This window comes from Burkholderia sp. LMG 13014 (genome assembly GCF_905232215.1).
In the GTDB taxonomy this organism is placed as follows: Bacteria; Pseudomonadota; Gammaproteobacteria; order Burkholderiales; family Burkholderiaceae; genus Burkholderia.
Genome location: NZ_CAJNKE010000755.1, coordinates 1 through 2,476, shown reverse-complemented (window position 1 = coordinate 2,476; position 2,476 = coordinate 1). Strand labels below are relative to the sequence as shown.

The 2,476-nt window shown below is 70.1% G+C and carries 3 protein-coding genes; 1 reads left to right on the top strand and 2 read right to left on the bottom strand.

Annotated elements, in window-relative coordinates:
• Positions 1 to 27: 27 nt before the first annotated feature.
• Together JYJ84_RS34135 and JYJ84_RS34130 are read right to left on the bottom strand one after the other, a co-directional pair.
• Positions 28 to 369 (bottom strand): c-type cytochrome, encoded by a 342-nt coding sequence (locus tag JYJ84_RS34135; protein ID WP_175220436.1) that lies wholly within the window; start codon positions 367 to 369, stop codon positions 28 to 30.
• Between the two features lie 50 nt (positions 370 to 419).
• On the bottom strand, positions 420 to 1,421 hold the full coding sequence (locus tag JYJ84_RS34130) for a nitroreductase family protein (RefSeq protein WP_175220434.1): 1,002 nt from the start codon (positions 1,419 to 1,421) through the stop codon (positions 420 to 422).
• Between the two features lie 174 nt (positions 1,422 to 1,595).
• On the opposite strand from JYJ84_RS34130, the gene JYJ84_RS34125 reads away from it, so the two are divergent.
• Positions 1,596 to 2,476 (top strand): zinc-dependent alcohol dehydrogenase family protein (locus JYJ84_RS34125; RefSeq protein WP_205190092.1); only part of this gene is annotated, 881 nt, incomplete at its 3' end.

The following is a 2,476-nucleotide window of genomic DNA, read 5'->3' as shown; positions in this document are numbered from 1 at the left end:
GACATGCGCTGCGGGGCGGCGGGCCGGTTACTGGCTCAGCACCCATTGCACGAGCTGGTGCGCGTCGTCGGCGGACAGCGGGCCGCCGCGATCCTCCGCGGACGGCATCGGCGTGTCGCCCCAGTGCACGCGACCGCCGACGCGCAGCTTGTGTTCCAGTTCTGCTGCTGCCGTCGGATCGCCACGGTAGCGCTGCGCGATCTCGTGGAACGACGGCCCGAGGAACGTCATGTCGGGCGTATGGCAGAACATGCAGTGCTGCGCGTTGACGAGTTCGGTCGGCTCGGGCACGGCGGCCGTCTGCGCGACGGCCGGGCCGGCCGCGGCGGCGGCGATCACGCAGAAGGCGGCGTAACGCAGGAGGTTCATGTTGTTTTCCTCGTCCGGATCAGAAGGGCAAGCCGTTTCGCCGGGGGCGATCAGGAGACGACTTCGTCGAGCGGGCGGCGCGGCGAATGCGGCGAACGCGGGCCGCGCCCGATGCGCAGCAGCAACTGCGGCTCGCCGCGCAGCCCGAGCATGTGGCGCAGGTTGGCGCGCAGCTCGGCCGTCTCGATCGGCTGGTTCAGGTACGACGCCGTATGGCCCGCGCGCGTCGCGACGAGCAGGATGCGCTCCAGCGCCTGTCCGGCGGCGAGCCACGCGTCGCGATCGTCGCGCACGGTCGACAGGCAGACGATCAGCGGCGATGCGCCGACGAGCTGATGATGCAGCGCGGCCAGCCCGTTGCCGAGATCGAACGTCCGCACCGCCATCGTCACGACTGGCGCGGCGAAGTCCAGCAGCGTCGGCACGCCGGCCGCGAACGCGGGCATGCCGTCGGCGTGCCGGCGCGGATCGATCCAGCTCGCCAGCTCGCGCCGGAAGCGCGGGTCCGCGAATTGCTGCTGGTCGGCTTCCGCGACCAACTCCGCCACTTGTGCGCGATGCGCGATCGAATCGATACAGGCGACCTCGGCGCCTTCCGCGGCGCCGGCCGCGATCAGCTCGCGCTGAAGGTCGTCCGGCACGGCCGTCGATTCGAACGGCGCGCGCGTCGTGACGCGCTCCGGAATCGCATCGAACAGCGCGCCGAGGGCTGCGTCGGCATAGCCGTCGTCGCAGACCCTGACCAGCGCCAGCAGATCGGGATCGATGTCGGAAGGAAACGTGCTGATCCGGTGGGCGATCCCAGCGTGATCGAGCGCGACGCGCAGGTTGAGCAGCGCCGCACCACAGCTGATGATCAGTTCGCGATCGAACGGATCGATGACGGGCAACGCGCGCACACGATCCGCGCAGACCGCGATCGTGGAGCCATCGACGATGAACCGCCATGGCTGCGAGTTGTGGCTGGACGGAGCCAGCACCGCGTAGGCCAGCAGCGACCTCAGGTGCGCATCGGGGCGGGCGCTTGCGGCAAGGGGGGGAACGGATATCATTCGGGCATCTCCAGGTCGCCGCTGCGGCGGCGTGACGCCATTTCATCGTGTCAGCAACCGGCCGGCGGCCATTGACCCACGTCAAGCGCGCGTCACCGGGCCGTGCGCAACCGGCGGCAGGCGACTAGCCTTGGAATGCGAAGCGCGCGCGAACGGTCGCGCGGGGAGGCGAGCATGCTTGCGATGATGTTTGACGGCACGACACCGCACCTGCGCGAGGCGCGCGTGCCGGACCCGCTGCCGGCGGCGGGCCAGTTGCTGATCGACGTACACGCATGCGGCGTATGCCGGACGGATCTCCACGTCGTCGACGGCGAACTCGCGCATCCGAAACTGCCGCTGATCCCGGGGCACGAAATCGTCGGCACGGTGCGCGCGCTCGGCGCGGGCGTGACGGGCTTCGCCGTGGGCGATCGCGTCGGTGTTCCGTGGCTCGGGTCGACGTGCGGCCATTGCGCGTATTGCACGACCGGCCGCGAAAATCTGTGCGATACCCCGGGATTCACCGGTTATACGATCGACGGCGGCTACGCGGAGCGCACCGTCGCCGACCATCGGTATTGCGTGCATCTGCCGCGGTGCTATTCCGATCTCGAGGCCGCGCCGCTGCTGTGCGCAGGCCTGATCGGTTATCGAACCTTGCGCATGGCGGGCGATGCGCGGCGCATCGGCATCTACGGCTTCGGCGCGGCAGCGCATCTCGTCGCGCAGGTTGCGCATGGCGAGGGGCGGAAGGTGTTCGCGCTGACGAAGCCCGGCGATACCGTGGCGCAGCAGCTGGCACGTTCACTCGGTGCCGCGTGGGCAGGCGGCAGCGACGAGGCGCCGCCGGAGCCGCTCGATGCCGCGCTCATCTTCGCGCCGGTCGGTGCACTGGTGCCGGCCGCGCTTCGCGCGCTCGACAAGGGCGGGATCGTCGTGTGCGGCGGCATCCACATGAGCGACATCCCCGGCTTTCCGTACGCGTGGCTGTGGGGCGAGCGCCGCATCGCGTCGGTGGCCAACCTGACGCGGGCGGACGCCGTCGAATTCATGCGGATCGCCGATGCGATGCC